The sequence below is a fragment of the Roseovarius halophilus (ex Wu et al. 2025) genome (assembly GCF_047086965.1).
In genome coordinates, this window is record NZ_JBKOTX010000093.1 from 1 (window position 1) to 21684 (window position 21684).

General features: G+C 67.2%; 20 protein-coding genes and 1 tRNA gene. 10 read left to right on the forward strand and 11 right to left on the reverse strand.

Features of this window, described 5'->3' with window-relative positions; all coding sequences use genetic code 11:
* The first annotated feature begins 418 nt into the window (after window positions 1-418).
* From ACH107_RS17880 to ACH107_RS17890, 3 genes are read left to right on the forward strand one after another with little or no spacing between them, the layout of a single operon-like run.
* Complete coding sequence (locus tag ACH107_RS17880; RefSeq protein ID WP_412506986.1) at window positions 419-1636, forward strand: NAD-dependent epimerase/dehydratase family protein; 1218 nt, start codon at window positions 419-421, stop codon at window positions 1634-1636.
* Window positions 1633-2427 (forward strand): glycosyltransferase, encoded by a 795-nt coding sequence (locus tag ACH107_RS17885; RefSeq protein ID WP_310691672.1) that lies wholly within the window; start codon window positions 1633-1635, stop codon window positions 2425-2427. The genes ACH107_RS17880 and ACH107_RS17885 overlap by 4 nt, the downstream gene beginning before the upstream one ends.
* Window positions 2424-3245 carry an NAD-dependent epimerase/dehydratase family protein gene (locus ACH107_RS17890; RefSeq protein ID WP_412506987.1) on the forward strand — a complete coding sequence of 274 codons (822 nt, stop codon included), beginning with the start codon at window positions 2424-2426 and terminating at the stop codon, window positions 3243-3245. The genes ACH107_RS17885 and ACH107_RS17890 overlap by 4 nt, the downstream gene beginning before the upstream one ends.
* A 344-nt stretch (window positions 3246-3589) precedes the next feature.
* Here the strand turns inward: ACH107_RS17890 and ACH107_RS17895 are convergent, their stop codons facing one another.
* The 6 genes from ACH107_RS17895 to ACH107_RS17920 form a co-directional block, all read right to left on the reverse strand.
* On the reverse strand, window positions 3590-4414 hold the full coding sequence (locus tag ACH107_RS17895; RefSeq protein ID WP_412506988.1) for a Brp/Blh family beta-carotene 15,15'-dioxygenase: 825 nt from the start codon (window positions 4412-4414) through the stop codon (window positions 3590-3592).
* A 41-nt stretch (window positions 4415-4455) separates the two neighbouring features.
* Window positions 4456-5565, reverse strand: coding sequence for a lycopene cyclase family protein (locus ACH107_RS17900; protein ID WP_412506989.1), 1110 nt, complete (start codon window positions 5563-5565; stop codon window positions 4456-4458).
* The gene (locus tag ACH107_RS17905; protein WP_310691668.1) at window positions 5552-6403 is read right to left on the reverse strand and encodes a phytoene/squalene synthase family protein; all 852 of its coding nucleotides are present in this window, start codon (window positions 6401-6403) and stop codon (window positions 5552-5554) included. Before ACH107_RS17905 ends, ACH107_RS17900 begins: the two co-directional genes overlap by 14 nt.
* Window positions 6400-7908, reverse strand: a complete 1509-nt coding sequence (crtI, locus tag ACH107_RS17910) for a phytoene desaturase family protein (protein ID WP_412506990.1) — start codon at window positions 7906-7908, stop codon at window positions 6400-6402. Before crtI ends, ACH107_RS17905 begins: the two co-directional genes overlap by 4 nt.
* The gene (locus ACH107_RS17915; protein WP_412506991.1) at window positions 7898-8677 is read right to left on the reverse strand and encodes a polyprenyl synthetase family protein; all 780 of its coding nucleotides are present in this window, start codon (window positions 8675-8677) and stop codon (window positions 7898-7900) included. The genes crtI and ACH107_RS17915 overlap by 11 nt, the downstream gene beginning before the upstream one ends.
* A gap of 115 nt (window positions 8678-8792) precedes the next feature.
* Window positions 8793-9569: a bacteriorhodopsin-like gene (locus ACH107_RS17920; protein WP_310691665.1), complete on the reverse strand. Its 777-nt coding sequence runs from the start codon at window positions 9567-9569 to the stop codon at window positions 8793-8795.
* A gap of 235 nt (window positions 9570-9804) precedes the next feature.
* On the opposite strand from ACH107_RS17920, the gene ACH107_RS17925 reads away from it, so the two are divergent.
* Window positions 9805-9930, forward strand: coding sequence for a hypothetical protein (locus tag ACH107_RS17925; RefSeq protein WP_310691664.1), 126 nt, complete (start codon window positions 9805-9807; stop codon window positions 9928-9930).
* A 349-nt stretch (window positions 9931-10279) separates the two neighbouring features.
* On the opposite strand, the gene ACH107_RS17930 is transcribed toward ACH107_RS17925, so the two are convergent.
* Entirely contained in the window at window positions 10280-11011 is a 732-nt protein-coding gene (locus tag ACH107_RS17930) for an RlmE family RNA methyltransferase (protein ID WP_412506992.1), read from the reverse strand.
* Between the two features lie 152 nt (window positions 11012-11163).
* Here ACH107_RS17930 and ACH107_RS17935 point away from each other — a divergent pair, with 152 nt between their 5' ends.
* Window positions 11164-12147, forward strand: coding sequence for a glucokinase (locus ACH107_RS17935; RefSeq protein ID WP_412506993.1), 984 nt, complete (start codon window positions 11164-11166; stop codon window positions 12145-12147).
* 165 nt (window positions 12148-12312) lie between these two features.
* Here ACH107_RS17935 and ACH107_RS17940 read toward each other — a convergent pair whose 3' ends face one another.
* The 3 genes from ACH107_RS17940 to guaB form a co-directional block, all read right to left on the reverse strand.
* Complete coding sequence (locus ACH107_RS17940) at window positions 12313-14535, reverse strand: ATP-binding protein (RefSeq protein WP_412506994.1); 2223 nt, start codon at window positions 14533-14535, stop codon at window positions 12313-12315.
* A gap of 228 nt (window positions 14536-14763) precedes the next feature.
* Window positions 14764-15924 carry an RsmB/NOP family class I SAM-dependent RNA methyltransferase gene (locus tag ACH107_RS17945; protein WP_412506995.1) on the reverse strand — a complete coding sequence of 387 codons (1161 nt, stop codon included), beginning with the start codon at window positions 15922-15924 and terminating at the stop codon, window positions 14764-14766.
* The gene (gene guaB / locus ACH107_RS17950) at window positions 15924-17372 is read right to left on the reverse strand and encodes an IMP dehydrogenase (protein ID WP_412506996.1); all 1449 of its coding nucleotides are present in this window, start codon (window positions 17370-17372) and stop codon (window positions 15924-15926) included. Before guaB ends, ACH107_RS17945 begins: the two co-directional genes overlap by 1 nt.
* Before the next feature lie 121 nt (window positions 17373-17493).
* Between guaB and ACH107_RS17955 the strand changes: the two genes are divergently transcribed.
* The 3 genes from ACH107_RS17955 to ACH107_RS17965 all read left to right on the forward strand — a co-directional run bounded on the left by ACH107_RS17955 (window position 17494) and on the right by ACH107_RS17965 (window position 20346).
* Window positions 17494-18009, forward strand: coding sequence for a hypothetical protein (locus ACH107_RS17955; protein ID WP_412506997.1), 516 nt, complete (start codon window positions 17494-17496; stop codon window positions 18007-18009).
* 30 nt (window positions 18010-18039) lie between these two features.
* Window positions 18040-18201 carry a hypothetical protein gene (locus ACH107_RS17960; protein WP_412506998.1) on the forward strand — a complete coding sequence of 54 codons (162 nt, stop codon included), beginning with the start codon at window positions 18040-18042 and terminating at the stop codon, window positions 18199-18201.
* Window positions 18202-18291: 90 nt separating this feature from the next.
* Window positions 18292-20346: an ASKHA domain-containing protein gene (locus tag ACH107_RS17965; RefSeq protein ID WP_412506999.1), complete on the forward strand. Its 2055-nt coding sequence runs from the start codon at window positions 18292-18294 to the stop codon at window positions 20344-20346.
* Here the strand turns inward: ACH107_RS17965 and ACH107_RS17970 are convergent.
* Window positions 20343-20705: a hypothetical protein gene (locus ACH107_RS17970; protein ID WP_412507000.1), complete on the reverse strand. Its 363-nt coding sequence runs from the start codon at window positions 20703-20705 to the stop codon at window positions 20343-20345. The genes ACH107_RS17965 and ACH107_RS17970 overlap by 4 nt on opposite strands.
* Before the next feature lie 170 nt (window positions 20706-20875).
* Here ACH107_RS17970 and ACH107_RS17975 point away from each other — a divergent pair, with 170 nt between their 5' ends.
* Together ACH107_RS17975 and ACH107_RS17980 are read left to right on the forward strand one after the other, a co-directional pair.
* Complete coding sequence (locus tag ACH107_RS17975; protein ID WP_412507001.1) at window positions 20876-21409, forward strand: cytochrome P460 family protein; 534 nt, start codon at window positions 20876-20878, stop codon at window positions 21407-21409.
* A gap of 105 nt (window positions 21410-21514) precedes the next feature.
* Window positions 21515-21588 (forward strand) — tRNA-Gly (locus ACH107_RS17980).
* Window positions 21589-21684: the final 96 nt, after the last annotated feature.

Sequence of the window (21684 nt, forward strand, 5' to 3'; positions counted from 1 at the left end):
CCCCGTGGAGCTGGAAAACACGCTTTGCCAGATCCACCCCGATCATTGTATCCTTCATCTTGCCGTCCTCCTCGCTTAGTGGCTTTCAACACCACCATCCTGGCACATTGCGATGCCGTCTGGGGAGGGCGGCAACCATCCCATCTCAGAGCACTAGAAGCTGAACAGTATGATGGTTGCGTCCCGCGTTGGATGACGGCGACTGCGGTAGTATTGTATAACGCGACGCAGCTGAGCTTGGTTCAGTGTCTGCGCCTGGCGCATTGACCATTGTAAGCCAGCGGCATTCCGGCGGAAATCCGCGCCTCGCGTGCATCAATCGTCAACAAAGCTTCATTTTACTTTCACGCCCGTGCAGCCTAAGCGCAATTGCCAATACGAGCGGGACGGTCCGGACAGACACTCGGGAGGGCCATTCATGCGCATCGCGATCCTTGGTGGCGACGGCTTCGTCGGCTGGCCCACCTGCCTGCATCTGTCGGCTCAAGGTCACGAGGTGCATATTCTCGAAAACCTCTCGCGCCGCTGGATCGACACCGAACTGGGCGTGCAGTCGCTCACCCCGATGGATTCGATCCAGGAGCGCGCCCGCATCTGGCGCGCGGTTTCGGGCGAGACGATCCATTTTCACCTGCTCGATCTTGCCAGCGAATACGAACGGCTCAAGCAGTGGCTGGCCGAGTACCGCCCCGATTCCATCATCCACTTTGCCGAACAGCGCGCCGCGCCCTATTCGATGAAAACCGACCGCCACAAGGTCTACACGGTGAACAACAACACCAACGCCACGCATAACGTTCTGGCGGCCATGGTCGAATCCGCGCCCGACGCGCATCTGGTCCATCTTGGCACCATGGGGGTCTACGGCTATTCGTCTGTCGGCGCGCCGATCCCCGAGGGCTATCTGGACGTGACCATCGACACGCCGACCGGGCCGAAGGCGCAGGAGATCCTCTATCCCACGCGCCCCGGCTCGGTCTATCACATGACGAAAAGCCTCGATCAGATCCTGTTCCAGTTCTACGCCCAGAACGATTGCCTGCGCATCACCGACCTGCACCAGGGCATCGTCTGGGGCACCCACACCGACGAGACCCGACGCCACGAACAACTCATCAACCGGTTCGACTATGACGGCGATTACGGCACTGTGCTCAACCGTTTCCTGATCCAGGCGGCCATCGATTACCCGCTGACCGTGCATGGCACCGGCGGTCAGACCCGCGCCTTCATCCACATCCAGGATTCGGTGCGCTGCATCGAACTGGCGCTGGCGGATGCCCCCGCCGCGGGCGACCGAGTCCGGATCTTCAACCAGATGACCGAAACCCAACGTGTGCGCGACCTCGCCGAAAAGGTCGCCGGGATTGCCGGTGCCGAGGTCAAGTACCTGCCCAACCCGCGCAAGGAAGCGCCCGAGAACGACCTAATCGTGAAGAACGACCAGTTCCTGGCCCTCGGGCTCGACCCCACCACCCTGGCCGAGGGGTTGCTAACCGAGGTCGTCGACGTGGCCCGGAAATACGCCCACCGCATCGACCGCAGCCGCGTGGCAGCCGTGTCTGCCTGGACGCGGGACATCGCCGCCAAGGTCGACCATGACCCCGAAGGCAAGGCGCTGCGGTCCGTATCGTGAAAGACGCCTATGTTACGCTGGTGACCAACGCTGATTTCGCGTTGGGGGCCAAGGCCTTGCTGCACTCTCTTGACCTGACGGGCACAGCGGCGGACCGCATCGTGCTGCACACCGGTGGCGTCCCGGCCGAGGCGCTGGCGCCGCTCGCGGCCCTTGGGGCGCGCCTGGTCAAAACCGACCTCCTGCCCACCTCCGCCACCTTCAACGCGGCCCACGCGCGCAAGGCCCTGCACGGCGCCGCGCCCTTCACCAAGGGCGAGAAACCGGCCTTTCACACGCCACTGGACAACTTCTGCAAGCTGAGAGTGTGGCAACTTCCCCACGAGCGCGTGATCTTTCTGGATGCCGACACGCTGGTTCTGCGCAACATCGACAGTCTCTTCGACTACCCTGAATTCTGCGCCGCGCCCAACGTCTATGAAAGTCTCGCGGATTTTCACCGGATGAATTCCGGCGTGTTCACCGCCCGCCCCTCGGAACGGACCTTCGGGGACATGATGGCGCGCCTCGACAGGCCCGGCGCCTTCTGGCGTCGCACGGATCAGACCTTTCTGCAGGACTTCTTTCCCAACTGGCACGGGCTTCCCGTGACCTTTAACACGCTGCAATACGTCTGGGTCAACCTGCCCGCGCTCTGGGACTGGGCCTCGATCAAGGTCCTGCATTTCCAGTACGAAAAACCCTGGCAGGACCACGCCAAGGCGGATCGCCTGCGTCCGCTGATCGACCTTTGGCAGGCCTATGCAGAGGGGCGGATGCCGGATCTGACCACCCTGCCCGATCCGTCATGATCGCGCTTACCGGCGCCTGGGGCCTCGTCGGACGGTTTCTGCTGGCAGCCCTGCCCGGACCCGTGACGGTGCTGGGCCGGACGCCCCTGCCCGGTCACGCACACAGGCCGTGGGACCTGACCGGCCCCGCGCCGGACCTGACCGGCGCGCAGACCCTGGTGCATGCCGCCTTTTCTCACGTCCCGGGCCGCTACCGCGGCGGCAAGGGGGACGATCCGGAAGGCTTCCTGCGCGTTAACCTTGACGGCACCCGGCGGCTCTTGGATGCCGCGGCCACGGCCGGGGTCGCGCGCGTCCTCTTCCTGTCCTCCCGCGCGGTCTTCGACGGCCTTCCGGACGATACCCCCCTCACCGAGGACACGGCGCCAGCGCCCGCCTCGCTCTACGGGCACGCCAAGGCACGGGCAGAGGCCCACCTTGCCACCTTGCCGCTCATTGGCCAGTCCCTGCGCGCCACGGGCGTCTACGGACCGGGTTCTGGCCACAAGTGGCAGGGCGTCTTTGCCGATTATCTCGCCGGCCGCCCCGTCGCGCCGCGCCGTGGCACCGAACTGCACGGTGCCGATCTTGCCGCAGCTGCAACACTGCTGATCGGCACCGCCGAAACCGGCGCCTTTCACGCCTCGGATCTGCTGCTGGACCGACACGACCTGTTGGCGCAGGTCCGACATCTGACCGGATGCCCCTACGCGCCCCCCGCCCGCAGCGAGCGGCCCGTCAACCCTCTGATATGTAGGAGACTGCCCGCACTCGGCTGGCATCCGGGCGGACTGGCCCGCCTGCGCGCCGACCTGCCCGCGATGCTACGAAACAGTTGAGAAACTCGCCCGCAGCGGCGCGATCGCAGCCCACGCATCAGGGATTTGATGCATTGCTTCGGGCGGTTCTGAGTACCACAACGCCGATAGAAATGCATCGCAATTCAAGAACGTAGTGCCCCATGACTTGCTGTAGAAACAGGCGTCCACCTACTTCTTTATGGCCGGTGTTGCTCGTTCACTGAGCGGCGACATCGCGGAACCGCTCGCGCACGTCTGGGCAATACTTGTTCGTTGTTTCGCTCATGGTGCGCTATCCAACTCGAGAGTTGGAGCCGCCGGCAAACCCGGCGCGGTTGAAATCAAGCTGCACGGCGACTCGCAACGCAGGGAGCGTCTGATGGTCACTCGGTCGTGGTGTCCGCGCGACGGAAGCGATCCACGAGGATCATGTGCGGAACAGTCAACGCGGCAAGACCGATGAAGATGACACGAATGCCCTGCCCGGTCGCGGCCTCGAATGGCCCGGTCGTGCCTTGGCGCAAAGCCAGCAAGGCGACCAGCGTGACGATAACGGACAACACCACCGCGATGCCGAACGCGCGCCACCCGTTCGGAACCGCCCGCATCGTTGTCGTGAAATGCCGGATGGAATGCAGGCCGCAAAAATAAATGGCGAAATACATGAGCGGCGGCAGCGCCGCCGCGGTCGTCCATAGCACCGCCAGTTCCAAAGCAGCCGGCCCGCACGCGCGAAGGGATGTCAGGATGGAGGCGGCCAGCATCGCCAGTCCGACACCGCCTGCCAGCGCCGCGGCATCGGCCGCCAGCGCGGCGCCTCCCGGCGCGAGCATCGCGAAGATCGCCGCGACCTCGGCATGGTGCAGCAGCGCCGGCGCGCCTACGGTCGCAAGCCCCCCCGACCAGCGCAATGCCGGCAGGTCTTCGGCCCAGTCGTCGGAAAAATGCAGCATCGAATAGGCAAGAAAAGCCAACAGCGCAAAGCTGGGCAGCAGCAGCCAGACTGCTATCACGGCACCCGCGAGCCCGAGATACAGCGCCGCAAAAACCGCCAGCCGCGCCCAGCTCTCGAGCGGCCAGAGCGCCTCTGCAATCGGCAGGTCGAGCGCACCGTGCGGCAGGCCCAGGATGGCCACAAGCGGCGCGAGCAGCAGAACCTGCGCCGGCAGCGACGGGTGAACAAGCGCCTGAACGACCATGATGCCCATGGCGGCCAGCGCGAACAGGCCCGTCTGCCAGTGCGCCGCAATCATGCCGGGCGCAGGGCGGCGCGCAGGAATGGCACCGTGGGAAGCGATGTCATGACCGACAGACGATCCATCGGATGGGTCGACCCTGACAGGAAGTGTTCAAGCCGGTCGGGGGCCGTGTTGCGGAACAGGCTTTCGAACAGGGACGGGCCACGATGCGGCATGGTCTGGATGACCTGAAGAAACACGCGGTCCATGAAGCGGCTGAAGCGGCCGTCGAGAGCGCCCGGCGCGTCGCCGCCCGTCGCGAGCGCCCGCGCCACCAGGTCAGCCTGCCGCTGTATCCGCGAGAAGGCATAGCCGGTGGACGGCCGCGCAGCACCACCGCCCAGCCCCATGCGAATGCACCCGTCAGGCGCGGGATCATGAAAGCCGACCTGCATCGGCAGCGCGCCGTGCTCTTCGCGTAGAACCGCGTGCCGGCCAGCCTCAAGCTGGTCGATTTCTTCGCCAAGCCACGCCTCGAAGATGTCCTTGCCGGGCGATTTCGGGGCGAAGGATGTGACCTCGACCAGCGCGAGATCGGTCGCATAGGGCAGGATGTAGACGAAATCGACGCCGGCGCTGCGGGCGGGCCGGAACTGCATCAGCTGCACGACGTCCGGGTCGAACACCGGCCGGTCCGTCCGGATCTCGCGGCCGAGGAAGAACTGACCGTAGTCGGGCATCTGTTTCGGTGGCCGTGTGTCGATGACATGGCGGGCCGTGAACGCGCCGGTCCCGGTCTCGACCTGCCAGCCCTGCGCCGTCTTGTGCAGACCCCGCGCCGCGGATCCCAGCGACAGCTCGGCCGCGCTCGCGTCGTCCAGCAGCGCCTGCGCGCGGTCGTAAAAGGCCCCGGCTCCCACGGTCTGATACCTCAGCTTTCGCGATGAACGGCGCGCCCGGCCGCCGGGGCCGGTAACGTCCCAGGCCGTCCAGGAGGCACGCACGCACGCCTCGAAAGGGTCGGATGCCGTGCGCCAGAAACTCCAGGCGCGATCCTCGGAATAGACTTCGCGTGGCTCGATGACGCGCAGGCTGCGCCCCGCCGCAGCAAGTCGCACCGCGACGCTGAGTCCTGCGCAGCCGCCGCCCAGGATGGCAATGTCGACGTCAGGTTGCGGCATGGTCGGCCTCCTGCCGCCCGATCACGCCGATGCGAAGCTGCGCGGCCGCGGCGGTTACGAACAGCCGCGCCTTGCGACGCCGCGGCACGACGACACGCCCTGACAGGGCGTCGCAATCGCGCGCCCGCAATTCGTCACCAATGCCGCCATAAACTTCCGACGCCGCTGCAACGGCCAGGCGGAGCCGTGGTGGAAGGGCTGGCAGCCCCGACCGGCCGGATCGGTAGAGTGCATCTGCCTGCTGAAGCAGCGTGGCCACCGCCGCCCGCACGTCGCGCGCGGCTTCCGGTGCCTCGCCTGCGATCGCCTGGGGCGTATGAGGGCACAGCGTGGCGGGCAGGTAACGCCGCCCCGCCACGGCATCCGCGCGCACGTCGCGGCAGATATTGGTCAGCTGCATCGCCTTGCCCAAGTCGCAAGCTGCAGCGTGCCAGCGCTTGTCCACGTCGAATAGAGCGCAGACCATGATACCGACGGTTCCCGCTACACCCATGCAATACCTGTCGAGCGCGGCGTCGTCCGTGACCGCGCACGGCCCGGTGTCGTCGGCGACTGTCATGACAAGCTGCCCGAAGGCCGCAAGCCCCGTGGCGTTGCCGGCGAAAAGATCACGCGCTTCCTCGGCGAGGGGATCATCGCCGTGCGCACGGTACAGATCCTCTGCCAGTTGGACGAGGCGCGCCCGTATATCCGGGCCGCCCACATTGTCCGCCAGGTCGTCGACCGTGCGGCACAGCGCATAAAGCCGAGCGATCCGCGCGCGGTCGAAGCGCCCCAGCAGACGCGCGGCCGGGGCGAAGCTGCGCGCGTGCTGGCGCATGATCTCGTCCGGGGTCATTCGACACCCACTGGCGCCGGCACGAGGAAGTCCAGGACCTTGGCCGACGAGACCACCCCCGGCAGCCCTGCACCCGGATGCGTGCCAGCACCCACGAAGTAGAGCCCGTCCACACCCTCGGCGCGATTGTGGAACCGAAACCACGCCGATTGCGAAAAGAACGGCGATAACGAGAACCCCGCCCCGTCAACGGAAAGGTAATTGTCGCGGAAATCCTCGGGCGTCATGGCGAATTCGGCCGTGATCGCCTCCGACAGGCCGGGCAGCATTGTGTCGTCCAGCGCCTTCACGATCCGGTCGCGCAGTTTCGGGCCTTCGACGTCCCAATCCTGTCCCCCGGCAAGGTTCGGCACCGGGCAGAGCACGTAGAAACTGTCGCAGCCCTCGGGCGCAAAGCTCGGGTCGGTCGCGGTGGGACGGTGGACGTAGAGAGAAAAGTCCTCGGCCAGCACTTTCTTATGGAAAATGTCGCTCAACAGGCCCTTGTAGCGTTCACCGAACCAGACCGTGTGGTGGGCGACGTCGGGCCATGTCCGCGTGGCGCCGAAGAACAAAACGTAAAGCCCCATCGACAGCCGCCCGTGGCGTGACCGCAGTTTCGCCGTGGATGACGGCAGCTCGGGGGGCAGCATGTGCCTGTAGACATGCACCGGGTCCATGTTCGACACCACGATGTCCGCAGGCAGATATCGGCCGTCCTCCAGCACGACGCCCGAGGTGCGCCCGTCTTCGACTGTGATCCGCTTGATCGTCGTGTCTAGCGAAATCCGAATGCCTTCTTCCTCCATCAGCCGCTCGAGCGCGTCGACCAGCGCGCCGGTTCCGCCCTTGGCAAACCAGATGCCGTGGGTGCGCTCCAGATGGTTGATCATGCCGTAGATGGCCGTCGTGTCGAACGGGTTGCCACCGACAAGCAGCGGCTGGATCGAGAAGGCCCGGCGCAGCCGGTCGTCCTTGATGAAACGGCTGACCATTCCCCAGACGCTTTCATAGGACCGCAGGCGGATGAGGTGCGGCACCTGCCGCAGCATGAACCCAAAGGAATGGAACGGCGTCGTCGACAGGCGCTTGAAGCCGATCTCGTAGATCTTCTTCGACCAGGCGCCCATGCGGCGATAGCCCGTCACGTCGCCGGGCGACAGTCTGGCGACCTCCGCTTCAGTTGCGGCCTCGGTCGGGCCGTAGTCGAAGGTTTCGCCGTCGTGGAAATGGAACCGGTACCATGGGTCAGGCTCGACCAGCGTGACATAGTCACTCAATCGCTTGCCGAACAGTTCGAAAAGTTCCTCGAACAGGAACGGCGCGGTCAGCACGGTTGGGCCGGCATCGTGGCGAAATCCCTCGTGCTCGAACACCTGCCCGCGCCCGCCCAGACGGGGGCAGCGGTCGATCAGGTGCACATCGTATCCACGGGCGCGCAGGCGCAGGGCGGCCGCGATACCGCCAAAGCCTGCCCCGGCGACGATTGCGCGCGGCTTTTGTTCAAAACTTGTGTCACGCGGCATTGGCATGCTCCGTCAATGTGCTGTGCATCTGGTCCGCCAGGTTGCAGAAGGATGTCCCGGCCTGTCCGGGTAGATCCGCCGCGCGGTCACACACGTCCCGCAGCGCCTCGTGCGCGACCAACCGCGCCTGTGCAACACCCTGATCCAAGGGGACAAGCAGACGACACACGTTGATACGACCCGCTGACACGTCCGCATCACGATCCCGGATATCGTCCAGAACCTGATAGGCAAGGGCCAGCGTGTCGCCGATCTCCACCGCACGGTCGTCCCCTTTCTCGCCCGCCGCGGCCAAGGCAAGGCGGACCGGCAGAGCAAACAGCGGCCCGGTTTTTTCGGCCGCCAGGTCCCGATAGGATGCAAGGTCCAGCCGAGGTTTCATCAAATCGCGCGCCTGCCCACGGGCTGTGCGCGTGATCGCGTCGTGCAACAACGCGATTGCCCTCGCAGGATCGGGATGGCCTGCGGCGGAAGCAAACGCCGCCGAGATCATCAGATCCCCGACGCTGACTGCCGCAGCGGGTCCGAACCGCTGCCAGACGGCCGGATGGCCACGGCGCGCGGTGTCCCGGTCCTGCAGATCGTCATGGACCAGCGACGCGTTGTGCAAAAGTTCAGGGCCGCACGAGCAAGCTTCTGCGACCGGCTGTGGTAGCCCCAGCGCCTGCGCCGACTCCAGCCCAAGCCTGGCCCGAACGCGGTTGCCACCGGTCGACAAGTGATACCGCACCCCTGCGGCGACGGGACCGGTGCCGCAGAACTCGATCATGCGCCGGTCGATCTCGTCGGGGACAGCGGCAGCGTGGCGTGACATACTCTGCTCCAGTGGGCCATGTAGGATTGCGAAGGGTGGCCGCCCGCATTTCTGCGGGCGGCTGCAGACGTCACTCGGCCGGCTGCGGCGTTGCCTTCATGTTGTCGAAGTACGCCTTGCTCTTGCGTTGCGCGATCAAGAAGATCAGCACGCCGAACACGGCCTTGGCCACGATGTCGGCGATTGTATATCCCACCTCGATCACCGTCGCCGCGGTTGCGCCGTCAAGGCCGACGGCCCCGGCAAAGAACACGACCGGGTAGAACGCCCAGCTGCCGATCACCACGTAGCGCGCCGCGCTGACAAGGCCCCGCGCATCTTCGGGCTGGCTCTCGATCGACTTGGACAGACCCACGAACAGCTCGTAGACGATCCAAAGGAACGGGATCATGGACGCGATGCCCCAGAACCAGCGCGCTTCCGTGCTGGTGGCGATCTCGCCCGGATAGCCGAGCGCGATCATCAGCGCGGCCAGAAGCCCGAGCCGCGTCGCGCGCGATACTGTCTCGGACCGGCTGAGCCCCATGACGAGGATCAATTCGACCAGCAACAGCGGCACGGTCAGCAGCCAGTCGACGTAGCGATAGGCCTGGTTGAACGCGTAACCTGTGGTTGCAATCGTGCCTTCGGCAACATCGAACGCCGCGTTCCAGCTCTCGAAGATGCGGAAGTAGTGGTAGGCCGCGATGAAGGTCACCAAGCCGGTGATCGTCATCGCCGTTCTGTATTGCGGCGCGACCTGGGACCGACCAAGCCAAAAGAAGATGGTGGCCGCCGCCAGTGTCGCGAACGCGAATGAAAACGCGTTGTAGATGAGGTCATATTGCCCCACCGATAGATTTTCCATCGTTCGCTCCTTTTCGCATACATTTGTGTACGCAAGTACTGACCTAGCCGGGCCTTCCCGGCTGGACAGGCGGTGCGACAAACTGCCATGCTGCGGCCGTCTCAGAGATTTTCCTCAAGATGGTTGATCCGGTACGCGTGGGTTTTTCGCTTGCGATCGAACCGTCGCCCCGGAGACCGCCCTGGTCCACACGTCAGCAGGTTTGCCTCGCCTTGCAACTGGTCGGGCGGCACACTTGGTCAACCAGAGGCGCATCCGCCGGCTGATGCGCCGGTTGCGCCTGATGCCGATCTACCAGAAGCCCAACACCAGCAGGCCGGCGCAGGGTCACAAGACCAATCCCTACCTGCTGGAGGGCTGAGGGTGGAGCGGCTGAAACAGGTCTGGTGCTCGGACGTCACCTGCCCGCCGATGCGGCGGGGGGTCCGTCGCCATTGTCCCCGGACCATGTATGGATGGCTCCCGCGGGGCAAGAGCGTCTTGGTCAAAACTGGCATGATTTCGGTTGCGGCCATGTATTACGGCGTCTGGATTGCAGCACAGGAGCTGCGCGCCCTGATGAAAGTCCAGGCAATGCGCGACAATCTTCTTCCGCACATCCGGAACGGGCTTTGTGACTGCCTGCTGTGCCACATGCGAGGCCGCCTTGGGGCCATCGACGCGGAGAGCGCGGCGCGCCATCGTGCCCGGACCAGTGTCTTGGATTCGGCTCATGCCTCGTCTGTCCGCAGCCGGAAGCCGGTCGCGACGACGAATTTCTCGGAACTGTCGGAGCGCGACGCGGGCGGCTTGACGTTCACCACCTTGGTGAACTTCCGCTTGAGCAGTTTCTGCAGGTCGCCCTCGGCCCCGCCGGCCAGCACCTTGGCCACGAAGGTGCCGCCCTCTTCGAGCACGTCGAAGGCGAAATGCGCGGCCAGTTCGCAAAGCGAGATGATGCGCAGGTGGTCGGTCTGCTTGTGGCCCGAGGCCGCGGCGGCCATGTCGGACATGACAACATCGGCCGGGCCGTCCAGCCAGACCTTGACTTGGTCGTCCGCGCCATCGTCGGTGAAATCCAGCTGAAGGAGTTCTGCACCGGGGATCGGTTCGACCTCCTGCAGGTCGATGCCCAGCAGGCGCCCCTGGGGCTTGCCCGCCCGTTCCCCCAGCGCGTTTATGCGCGGCACCGCCACCTGGCACCAGCCGCCGGGCGCGCAGCCAAGGTCCACCACGCGCGCGCCGGGTTTCAGGAAACCGAACTTGTCGTCCAGCTCCATGATCTTGAAGGCGGCGCGGCCGCGATAGCCCTCGGCCCGGGCGCGCTTGACGTAAGGATCGTTGAGCTGGCGCTGCAACCAGCGGGTCGAGGAATGCTTGCGCCCGCGCGCCGACTTGACCTTGACGGTCAGGTCGCGCTGGCCGCGGCCGCTGGAGTTCCGGTTTCGGGGTGTCTTTGCCATGGCAAGGACAGGTAGCGATGCGGCGGGCGCTCGTAAAGGCGGCAATGCGGGGCTATGCTGTCGGTTGACCCTTGCAACCCGGGGCGGCTGCGGCCTATCACGCTAGCGCTAACGGCCGCCCAAGCCCCTGCCCTGTTCCGACCGAGGCCCGCATGACCCATCCCGCCGACACCCTTTCGCTGGTCGCCGATATCGGCGGCACCAACACCCGCGTGGCGCTGGCCGAGGGCCGCGCGGTGCTGCCCGAGACGGTGCGGCGCTATGCCAATGCGGATTTCCCTGGTCTCGAGACGGTGCTGCGCCGCTTCATCGAGGACGAAGGCGGTGTCGACACCCGCGCGGCCTGTGTCGCCGTGGCCGGGCCGGTGCACGATGGCCGCGCCTCGATGACCAACCTCGACTGGTCCATCGACAGTGCGACCATCGCGCGGGCCACCCGGGCCGAGACGGTTTCGGTGCTCAACGATCTGCAGGCGCAGGGGCATGCCCTGGGGCACCTGCCTGATGCGGCGGTCACGACCCTCATGACCCGCACCGCCCCCGAGCCGCCCGTGCCCGGGGCGGCCCGCCTGGTGGTCGGCGTGGGCACCGGGTTCAACGCCGCCCCGGTGCACGAGACCGGCGCGGCGCGGCTGGTCCCCCCCTCGGAATGCGGCCATGCCAACCTGCCCATCCGCACCGAACAGGAACTGCGGCTGTGCCGTCATGTCTCGACGGCGCATGGCTTTCCGGCCATCGAGGATGTGCTCTCGGGGCCGGGGCTGGAACGGGTCTACGCCTTTCTTGGCGAAGAGGCGGGCGCCCCGGCCGAGAAGGCGGCCCGTGACATCATGGAGGCCTGCGCGGCGGACACCGACCCGCGCGCTTCCGAGGCGGCGCAGGTCTTTGCGCGGCTGCTGGGCACGGTCTGCGGCAACCTGGCGCTGATCCAGTTGCCTTTCGGCGGCATTTACCTGGTCGGCGGGGTCGCACGGGCCTTCGCGCCGCTGCTGGGCGGGCTTGGTTTCGACGCGGCCTTTCGCGACAAGGGCCGGTTCGCGGGCTTCATGGGAAATTTCGCCGTGCATGTGGTGCAGGACGATTACGCCGCGCTGACGGGCTGTGCCGCGCACCTCGTTGAGCTCGACGCCGGGTGATGAGCCCCCCGCGAGCAGTCGGCTCCGCGTCTTGGCCCACGTCCGCCTGTGCCCGGCGATGTCGGCGGGCGTCGGGGCGGTCACTGACCAGTGACCCGAGGGCGTACAATCGCGCGCGCCCGATCCCAGCAAGGAGTCGCATCACGACACCGCGGGGGCGCGCATCTAATCGTCCACTATGCGGGTCAGCTCGGTAAGCGAAAAGGGCTTGGGCAGGAACACCGCGCCCGATATCCGCTTTTGATCTTCGCCAAAGGTCTCCTCGGCATAGCCCGACATGAAAACCACGCGCGCGCCTGGGCGATCGGCCAGCGCCTCGCCCACCCAGGTGGGGCCATCCTTGCCGGGCATGATCACGTCCGTCACGAAAAGATCGACCGACACCTCCGGGTCGGCGAGCAGGTCAAGCGCGGCCTCACCGCTGTCGGCCTCCAGCACGGTATAGCCGCGCATCTTCAGGGCCCGCGCCGCGAAGGCGCGCACTGGGGCCTCGTCCTCGACCAGAAGGACCACGCCCTCGGCCCGCTCCAAGGGTAGCACGGGTGCGGCCGCCGCGCCGGCGTCATTCTCCGGGTGGGGGCCGTCATAGGAGGGGATGTAGATGGTAAAACGCGTCCCCTTGCCGATTTCGCTATCCGCGAAGATGTAGCCGCCGGTTTGCTTGACGATGCCATAGGCGGTGGACAGCCCCAGCCCGGTGCCCTCGCCCGTCTTCTTGGTCGTCACGAAGGGCTCGAACATCGTGTCGCGGATCTCGGGCGCGATGCCCCTGCCGGTGTCCGTGACGGACAGGCAGACATGGCGGCCCGCCGGCACCCGCGCGCGATCGCGCTCCAGCGGGTCGGACAACGTGGCGTTCTCGGTGCGGATGCTGATCTCGCCACCCTCGGGCATGGCGTCGCGCGCATTGACCACCAGGTTCATCAGCACCTGTTCCAGCTGCCGGCGGTCGGCCTTGACGGGTGCGACATCCGGGTCGTGGTCCAGCGTGAGGGTGATCGTCTCGCCCACCAGGCGATTGAGCAGATGCGTGGACTCCGAAAGGGTATCGCGCAGGTTCAGCACCTCGGGTTGCAGGTTCTGCTTGCGCGAATAGGCCAGCAACTGCCCCACCAGCGCCGCGGCGCGATTGGCGTTCTGGCTGATCTGCACCAGGTCGGCGTAATCCGTATCGCCCTGGTCGTGGCGCAGCAGCAGCAGGTCGCAATGCCCCGTTATAGCCGTCAGAAGGTTGTTGAAATCATGCGCGATGCCGCCCGCGAGCTGGCCGACGGCCTGCATCTTCTGGCTCTGGACGAATTGCTGTTCCAGCGATTTGAACTCGGTCACGTCACTGAGCACCGCAAGCAGGTTATCGTCCGCCGCGTCACCGGCGGGGGTGAGCGAGACCTGAAAGACCTGCCCCGCGTCGCGGCCCCTGGCCTGCAGGAATTCCGGCTTGAGCGCGCCCTGGCCAGAAGCGGTCTCTTCCAGCCAGTCAACGATGGGGCGCCCCAGCCCCTCGAAAAGGTCGGTGACGCGCGTTGGCGCCGCCACTGGACGGCCCAGCAGGCGCTCCGCCTCGCGATTGGCGCAGAGGATCTCGCCCGTGGCCGCGATCTTGAGCAAGGGCACGGGCAGCGCGTCGATCGCATCCCCGGCCGGCGGGGGCGCGCCCGTATCGCCCGGCGTCGCCCCGCCGCCCGCACGCGGCTGCACGTAGATCTCACGCTGACCGCCGGGACCGGGCACCGCGACGATGGTGCGTTCAATCTCGCCTCCGGCGGCGGCGATCCGGTGCACCCGGCCCGATACGATCGGCAAGTCTTTGAAAATACACTGCAACGTTTTCGCGCGTCCGCCCAGCAGGTGGTGGAAGGCCGCGTTCATGTGCAGCACCGCCCCCGAGGACCCCGCGGTCAGCATCGGCTGATCCTGTGCCGCGTCGGCGGACGGGCCAACTCCCGGCTCGGTCCCATCATTCAGGCGCCAGAGGTAGCGGTCGTCGTCTAGCCGCGTCACGCACAGCTGCAGCCCCCCGCCGTGCGTGATCACCTCTTCGCAGGCCGCGCCACGGGCATGGGCCCCGGCGTGCAGCCGGTGAACCGCCGCGCCGGGGTCCGCGAAGAGCGCGGACAGGGCGCGCCCGAGAGTTTCGGAGCCCAGCTCCGAGAACCGCGACCGCGCAGCGGCATTGCAGGTCAGGATACGCCCGGCAGCGTCACTGATCAGGCTGGCGGCCGCGTCATGGGCGACGATATGGTCCACCAAATCCCCGGCAAGACGCCTCCGCAGCCGGCGCCAGCCCGCCTGCCCCGCGATGAGAAGCGCCGCCGCCGCCAGCACCGCCCCGAAGGTCATAAGCGACAGCCGCAGGGGCGAGTCGGGCTGGACCAGGGCGAGGGCCATCGCGGCAACGCCCAACCCGGCCAGTGCCCAGACCGGCCAGCGTCGGAACCGCGCCGCATGGCCCGGGCCGACGGGGGGATGCCGGGGGGGTGTTCGGGGGCCGGCTCTGTCTGTGTCACACGCAACGCCTATCGATTCGGTACAGTCAGCCTCAGGCCCGACGTCTTAAGGCAACCTTAAGCGATGGTGGATCCTAGCAGCACATCGCCCAACTTCAACCCTGGCGTGCTATGCGATATTGTCGTTCCGCGACAGGTAGAACCCGTCCTGCGCGGCGTCCGGGTCCAGCCGCAGCGGCGTGTCGGCGCGGGCCTCGGGCCGGCGCGCCAGGAACGCCGACACCCTGTCCGCGGTCTCGGCGGCGAAGACGGAACAGGTGGCATAGGCAAGCCGCCCACCCGGGGCCAACAGCCCCGCACCCTGATCCAGAAGACGATCCTGCGTGGCGCACAGCGCCACCAGCCGGGCCGGGGTCAGGGCCCATTTCGCCTCGGGCGCGCGGCGCCAGGTGCCGCTGCCCGAACACGGCGCGTCTATCAGCACCAGATCGAAACGGCCAGTGATCCGTCCCGGGTCCACAGTCTCGATCCGCACCCCGGCACGGGCGGCGCGCGGGGCGATGTCGGCCATCCGGCGCGCGTCAATGTCATGTGCCACCACCTGCACATCGGCGGCGGCGGCCATGGCCAGCGCCTTGCCGCCACCGCCGGCGCAAAGATCGAGCACGCGCATGCCGTCGCGCAGCCCCAGCCGGGCGACCGCCATCTGAGAGGCAGGGTCCTGAAGCTCGACCACCCCATCGGAAAAACTTTGCGTGCCCGTGACGCGGCGCGGGTTGGTCCGGACCTGAAGCGCAAGCGGTGCGCCGGGCACCGGGGCGGTCTCGATCCCCTCGTCGCGAAGGCGCGCCCGCGCGGTCGGCAGGTCGGCCTTGCGCCGGTTCACCCGCAGAAAGACCCCGGCGCGGTGGCGCAGGGTTTCGAGCGCCGCGTCGGGATCTGCCGGGCCAGCGTCCCAGAGCGGCAGTTGCCAGTCGGGGATGTCCAGCCGCACACCGCGCGGGGCCGTTTTCAGCGGCGCGCCGGTCTCCGATGGCCCGGGCGGCGCGGGGCCGAACCGGCTGCCGTCGAACAGCGCCTCGGGGGCAATCCCCGCCGCGCGGCAGGCCCCCAGCATCAACCCGCGACCCGTCCCGGCCCCACCCAGCCAGGCAAAGGAGCGCTGACAGCGAAGGGCATCGAAGACATGGTCACGGATCGCGGCCCGATCCTTGGAGCCGGCAAAGCGGCTGGCACGCCCCCAGCGCGACAGCGCCACCTCGGCCGCCTGCCCCGCCAGCACCGTATCCAGCACCTCGATGGCCGCCGCGACCCGCGCCGCCGGCGTCATCAGGCCATCCGGTAGTTCGGTGACTCGCGGGTGATCTGGACGTCATGCACGTGGCTTTCCTTGAGCCCGGCGCCGGTGATCTTCACGAATTCGGCCTTGCTGCGCATCTCCTCGACCGTGCCGTTGCCGGTATAGCCCATGGCCGCGCGCAGCCCGCCGACCAGCTGATGGATCACCGCATTGGCCGAGCCCTTGTAAGGCACCTGGCCCTCGATCCCTTCGGGCACAAGCTTGTCGCTGGCCGCGTCCTTCTGGAAATAGCGGTCGGCCGAGCCGCGCGCCATGGCCCCCATGGAGCCCATGCCGCGATAGCTCTTGTAGCTGCGCCCCTGGTAGAGAATCACCTCGCCCGGGCTTTCGTCCGTGCCCGCGATCATCGATCCCACCATGGCGCAGGAGGCGCCCGCGGCGATGGCCTTGGCGAAGTCACCCGAGAACTTGATGCCGCCGTCGGCGATCACCGGCGTGTCGCCCGCCGCTATCGCGCATTCCATCACCGCCGTCAGTTGCGGCATGCCCACGCCGGCCACCATGCGCGTGGTGCAGATCGAGCCCGGCCCGATCCCAACCTTGACCGCATCCGCCCCCGCGTCGATCAGCGCGCGGGTGGCCTCGGGGGTGGCCACATTGCCGGCGATGATCTGGATTTCGTTGGACAGCGACTTGGCCCGGGTCACGGCATCAAGCACACCCTGGGAATGGCCATGGGCGGTATCCACAACGATGATGTCACAGCCCGCGTCCACCAGCGCCTCGGAGCGTGCATAGCCCGACTCGCCCACCGCGGTGGCCGCCGCGACGCGCAACCGGCCAAGATGGTCCTTGCAGGCGGTCGGGTTCAGTACCGCCTGTTCGGTATCCTTGAGCGTCAGAAGCCCGGTCAGCTTGCCCGTCCCGTCATGGACCAGCAGCTTCTCGATCCGGCGCGCCTGCATCAGCGACTTGGCCTCGTCGCGGTCGGCGGGTTCGGCCAGCATGGCGAGATTGTCCGAGGTCATGACGGCGCTGACGGGCATCTCCTCGGAGGCGGCGAAGCGCATGTCACGGTTGGTCAGGATGCCCACGATGCGGCCAGTGCCATCCACCACCGGGAAGCCGGTGAAATTGTAGCGGGCGACCAACGCGCGGGCATCGGCGATGGTCTGGTCGGCGGTCAGGGTGACGGGGTTGTAGACGATACCGGATTCGAACCGTTTGACCCGGCGGACCTCGCGCGACTGGGTCTCGACGTCCAGGTTCTTGTGGATCACCCCGATGCCCCCCGCCTGGGCCATGGTGATGGCCATCCGGGATTCGGTCACGGTGTCCATGGCCGAGCTCAGAAGGGGGATGTTCATATCGATCTGCCGGGTCACCTTCGTGCGCGTGTCAGCCGTGCTGGGCAACACGGCGGACGCGGCGGGAACAAGCAGAACATCATCGAAGGTCAGGGCCTCACGAATCTCCATGGCGCACTCCATCGGCAGGGATCGTTTGGCGCTTCCCTATTTCACTTTTCCGGTGTCATTGAAAGACACAAAGTCGCGCAGGTTCATTGCATCCGCCACCGGACATGGATCATAAGGCGCGATGGCCCCGGACGATGACCTGCCCCCGCTTCCGCCGCTGCGCCAGCGCCTGTTGCGCCAGCGCCTGTTGCGCCTTGCGCTGCGGATCTGTCTGGCCCTCGCCCTGGCCGTGCTCGCGAGCCTCGCCTTCGACTGGCTCAAGCAGCGCATCTCGGTGCTGGAGGCAGGCACGTCGGCCCCGGCGATGGTCGGCCTGATCGCCGTGATGCTTCTGGCCTATGCGCTTGTGCTGGCCGTGCCCTTCATGCCGGGGATCGAGATCGGCATCGCCCTGATGGTGATCGAAGGGGCGGCGATGGCCCCCTTTGTCTACCTGGCGACACTGCTGGGCCTTGGGCTGGCCTTCGCGGTGGGGTACCTGATGCCCATGACCGCCCTGCACCGGCTGTTGCAGGATCTCGGCTGGCTGCGCGCCTGCCTCTGGGTCGACAGGCTGACGCGCACCCCCCCTGACCAGCGGCCCGCGCTGCTGGCCGCGCGCCTGCCGCGCTGGCTGGCCCCGCTGCTGATGAACTGACGGCATGTCACCCTTGCGGTCCTGTTGAACATGCCGGGCAACGCGGCCCTGGGCGGCGGCGGCGGACTGATGCTGATCGCGGGTCTCAGCGGCCTGTTCCGGCCGGCGGGCGTGATGGCGATGCTGGCCCTGGCGGTGGCCCCGGTGCCCCTTGTCGTTTGGCTCTGGGGCGCCGAGCCGCTGCTGGAATGACGCTGATCACGGTCATTATGACGGGAACGGGCCGAAGCCCGACGGCCGCACCGGTTAGACTGGCGGACAATCCCAACGACAGGCTGACCCATGGCATCCGATCCATCAGACCCCCTCGTCATCTTCACCCCCTCGGGCAAGCGCGGCCGGTTCCCCGCGGGCACCCCGGTGCTCACGGCGGCGCGGCAACTGGGGGTGGACCTCGACAGCGTCTGCGGTGGCCGGGGCATCTGTTCCAAGTGCCAGGTGACGCCGTCTTACGGGCAATTCTCCAAGCATGGCGTGACCGTGCACGACGACGCCCTGTCGGCGTGGAACAGCGTCGAAGAGCGCTATGACCAGAAGCGCGGGCTGGCCGAGGGCCGCCGCCTGGGCTGCCAGGCCACCGTGCAGCGCGACATCATCATTGACGTGCCCGAGACCAGCCAGGTCCACCGCCAGGTGGTGCGCAAGGGCGCCAGTGACCGCGTCATGGTCATGGACCCGGCGACCAAGCTTTACTATGTCGAGGTGGCCGAGCCGGACATGCACGAACCCTCGGGCGATTTCGAACGGCTGGCCGAGGCCCTGCGGGCGCAATGGGACATTGCCCCCGTCACCGCGCCGCTCTCGGTCATGACCCGCCTGCAGCCGGTGCTGCGCCGGGGCAAATGGGCGGTCACCGTGGCCCTGCACCGCGGCCACACGGATGATCATTACCGGATTCTCGACCTCTATCCCGGCTTCGACGAGGCGCGCCTGTTCGGCCTGGCCATCGACCTCGGCTCGACCACAATCGCGGCGCATCTGACCGACCTGCGCGACGGCAGCGTCGCGGCCTCGGCCGGGGTCATGAACCCGCAGATCCGCTTTGGCGAGGATCTGATGAGCCGGGTCAGCTACGCCATGATGAACCCCGGCGGCGCCGCGGAAATGACCCGCGCGGTACGCGAGGCGATCGACGCGCTGGCGCGCGACCTGGCCGCGCAGGCCGGCATCGACACCGCCCGGATCATGGAGGTGATCTTCGTCTGCAACCCGGTCATGCACCACCTGCTGCTGGGCATCGACCCGGTGGAACTGGGCCAGGCGCCCTTCGCGCTGGCGACCTCGCGCTCGGTCTCGGCCGCGGCGCGGGAGCTTGACATGTCAGCAGTCAACACCAACGCCCGGGTCTTCGTGCTGCCCTGCATCGCCGGGCACGTCGGCGCCGATGCCGCCGCCGTGGCGCTGACCGAACAGCCCGGACAGCAGGAGGACCTGACCCTGGTCGTCGACGTGGGCACCAACGCGGAAATCCTGCTGGGCGACAAGACCCGGGTGCTGGCCTGTTCCTCGCCCACCGGCCCGGCCTTCGAGGGCGCGCAGATCAGTTCGGGCCAGCGCGCCGCCCCCGGCGCCATCGAACGGGTCGGGATCGACCCAGCCACGAAAGAGCCGCGCTTTCGCGTCATCGGCGTGGACTTCTGGTCCGACGAAGCGGGCTTTGCCGAAGCCGCCGCGGCGACCGGCATCACCGGCATCTGCGGCTCGGGCATCATCGAGGCGGTAGCCGAGATGCGCATGGCCGGCCTTGTCGATGCCTCGGGGCTGATCGGCTCGGCGGCCCAGACCGGCACCGCCCGCTGCATCACCGAAGGGCGGACCCATGCCTATGTCCTCCACGACGGCACCGCCGAGGGCGGGCCGCTGATCTCGGTCACCCAGGGCGATATCCGCGCCATCCAGCTGGCGAAATCGGCGCTCTACGCCGGGGCACGCCTGCTGATGGACGAACGCGGCACCGATACCGTGGACCGCGTGGTGTTGGCCGGGGCCTTCGGCGCCCATATCAGCCCCAAGCACGCCATGGTGCTGGGCATGATCCCCGATGCACCGCTGGACAAGGTGACAAGCGCGGGCAACGCGGCCGGCACCGGCGCGCGCATCGCCCTGTGTTCCGTGGCCGCGCGGGCCGAGATCGAGCAGACCGTGCGCGAGATCACCAAGGTGGAAACCGCCATCGCCCCGGCCTTTCAGGCGCATTTCGTCAATGCAAACGCCCTGCCCCACGCCACCGACCCGTTCCCGACCCTGCGCGGCATCGTGCCGCTGCCGGATGTCAGCTACAACACCAAGGGCCAGGACGCAGATGGCGGCGGCCGCAAGCGCCGGCGGCGCGCCTAGCTGTTCGAGGTCCAGGCGCAGCGGTCGAAATCGACGTAGCGCAGCAGGGCCTCGGTGCGCCCCGGGGCCACCAGCCGCGAACAGCCCTCGAGCGCATCCGCGGTCTCGTAAACCGAGACCACACCGCGGCCCGCCTCGGTGCCGTCGGAACAGAGCACCTCGCCGGGCGCCAATAGGTGCAGCACGCGCACCCCACCCGGGGCCTGCGCGGCGAACAGAAAGCGCTCGTCGGTGCCATTGCCAACGCAGACCTGATCCATCGCCGCGTTTTTGTCGAAGGCGGCACCCGTCTCACTCATCCCGGCCCGAGGGGGGACAAGCCCGAGCAGGGCGCACGCCAGGACCAATTGCTTTCTCACGCCAAACCTCCTGGCTGCGATGCCATGTGGACAGGAAACGCCGCAGGCCCGGGGCGCGGCCAATCAAGTTCCGTCACTTTCGGTCAGGAATGCGTGAGACATCGTGACGCACCTCCGGGGCCGATCTGTGTCAGGTCTGGGGTGTCACAACACCCCGGAGGAAGCCCCCCATGAGACATCTGATCACCAGCACCGCACTCGCCCTGATCGCCAGCACCGCAACTGCCCAGGACGCACCCTTCGGCACCGAGGTCGACACGGACTACGCCGCCGAGCTCTGGTCGGTCATGGAAGAGATCGACATGGTCGGCGACGACATGGTCCAGAGCTACCCTTACCCCGGGGTCGCGCCGCACGGCATGATGCTGGAAACCTTCTACACCGAAGCCACGGTCGAGGGGCACACCGGCGCGTTGATTGTCAAGCGCAACTACGGCCCCGAGAGCGTGAGCGAGGGCGAGGTGCTGTCCGATCCCGAAACCCACCTTGGCTCGGTGACTGTCATGTTCCGTCGCGAAGAGGGCTATGACGCCGACAATCAGGACTGGTTCTGGGTCAAGTACCTGCCCGACGGCAGCCTCGACAAGAACCCCAAGGGCATGGAGCTGGCCGGCCGCGTCGCCAAGGGCGCCGACCAGGGCTGCATCGCCTGTCATTCGGGCAGCGACAACTACCTCTTCACCAACGCCAGCATCGACAAGTGATCGGACCGGGGCCACGCCGCGGCACGCGGCGTGGCCCGCAAGCCGCATTTCGCTGCAAAGCCTCTTGACGCTGCCCACGCGTCGGCCTTATCCCAGCCCCTCAGAGCGGGTATGGTGAAAAGGTATCACGCGAGCTTCCCAAGCTTAAGTTACGGGTTCGATTCCCGTTACCCGCTCCAGGTTTCAACACCGTTCGGACTGGTGGCCGCAGCGCCGACGCTGCGGCGGCACGCGACTTCGCAATCGCCCCCGCGCTCCGTTGACGGAGCGCGGGC

Bases quoted from the DNA above. Each gene is read 5' to 3' on its own strand.
- ACH107_RS17900 (WP_412506989.1), bottom strand. From the start codon at position 5,565: ATGCCGCAACCTGACGTCGACATTGCCATCCTGGGCGGCGGCTGCGCA.
- ACH107_RS17955 (WP_412506997.1), top strand. From the start codon at position 17,494: ATGGCCCCGGACGATGACCTGCCCCCGCTTCCGCCGCTGCGCCAGCGC.
- crtI (WP_412506990.1), bottom strand. From the start codon at position 7,908: ATGCCGCGTGACACAAGTTTTGAACAAAAGCCGCGCGCAATCGTCGCC.
- ACH107_RS17905 (WP_310691668.1), bottom strand. From the start codon at position 6,403: ATGACCCCGGACGAGATCATGCGCCAGCACGCGCGCAGCTTCGCCCCG.
- ACH107_RS17975 (WP_412507001.1), top strand. From the start codon at position 20,876: ATGAGACATCTGATCACCAGCACCGCACTCGCCCTGATCGCCAGCACC.
- ACH107_RS17890 (WP_412506987.1), top strand. From the start codon at position 2,424: ATGATCGCGCTTACCGGCGCCTGGGGCCTCGTCGGACGGTTTCTGCTG.
- ACH107_RS17930 (WP_412506992.1), bottom strand. From the start codon at position 11,011: ATGGCAAAGACACCCCGAAACCGGAACTCCAGCGGCCGCGGCCAGCGC.
- ACH107_RS17935 (WP_412506993.1), top strand. From the start codon at position 11,164: ATGACCCATCCCGCCGACACCCTTTCGCTGGTCGCCGATATCGGCGGC.
- ACH107_RS17965 (WP_412506999.1), top strand. From the start codon at position 18,292: ATGGCATCCGATCCATCAGACCCCCTCGTCATCTTCACCCCCTCGGGC.
- ACH107_RS17895 (WP_412506988.1), bottom strand. From the start codon at position 4,414: ATGGGCATCATGGTCGTTCAGGCGCTTGTTCACCCGTCGCTGCCGGCG.
- ACH107_RS17945 (WP_412506995.1), bottom strand. From the start codon at position 15,924: ATGACGCCGGCGGCGCGGGTCGCGGCGGCCATCGAGGTGCTGGATACG.
- ACH107_RS17920 (WP_310691665.1), bottom strand. From the start codon at position 9,569: ATGGAAAATCTATCGGTGGGGCAATATGACCTCATCTACAACGCGTTT.
- ACH107_RS17880 (WP_412506986.1), top strand. From the start codon at position 419: ATGCGCATCGCGATCCTTGGTGGCGACGGCTTCGTCGGCTGGCCCACC.
- guaB (WP_412506996.1), bottom strand. From the start codon at position 17,372: ATGGAGATTCGTGAGGCCCTGACCTTCGATGATGTTCTGCTTGTTCCC.
- ACH107_RS17960 (WP_412506998.1), top strand. From the start codon at position 18,040: ATGCCGGGCAACGCGGCCCTGGGCGGCGGCGGCGGACTGATGCTGATC.
- ACH107_RS17915 (WP_412506991.1), bottom strand. From the start codon at position 8,677: ATGATCGAGTTCTGCGGCACCGGTCCCGTCGCCGCAGGGGTGCGGTAT.
- ACH107_RS17940 (WP_412506994.1), bottom strand. From the start codon at position 14,535: ATGGCCCTCGCCCTGGTCCAGCCCGACTCGCCCCTGCGGCTGTCGCTT.